This is a genomic window from Rugamonas apoptosis (genome assembly GCF_014042355.1).
GTDB lineage: Bacteria > Pseudomonadota > Gammaproteobacteria > Burkholderiales > Burkholderiaceae_D > Rugamonas > Rugamonas apoptosis.
The window spans coordinates 1-267 of record NZ_JACEZU010000065.1; the positions used below are offsets into that span (position 1 = coordinate 1).

Genomic DNA, 267 nt, shown 5'->3' on the forward strand with positions numbered 1-267 from the left:
GGGCCGAACCGGGTGACAGCGTGCGCCGTGGCGCCGTGCTGGCATCGCTGGACGCGCCCGACCTGGCCACGGCGCAGGCGGACTGGCGCAAGGCCCAGGCCGACGAGGGCCGCAAGCGCATGGCCTACGAGCGCGCCCAGGCCCTGTTTGGCGGCGAAGTCTTGGCGCGCAAGGATTACGAGTCGGCCCAGGCCGACCTGGCCCAGGCCAGCGCCGAGACGCGCCGCGCGGCCCAGCGCCTGTCTAACCTGAATGCCGGCCCCCGCG

At 75.3% G+C, this 267-nt stretch carries 1 pseudogene; it reads left to right on the forward strand.

Annotated features, from left to right (window positions below):
* Positions 1–267 (forward strand): annotated as a pseudogene (locus H3H39_RS27445) (efflux RND transporter periplasmic adaptor subunit); the annotation flags it as partial.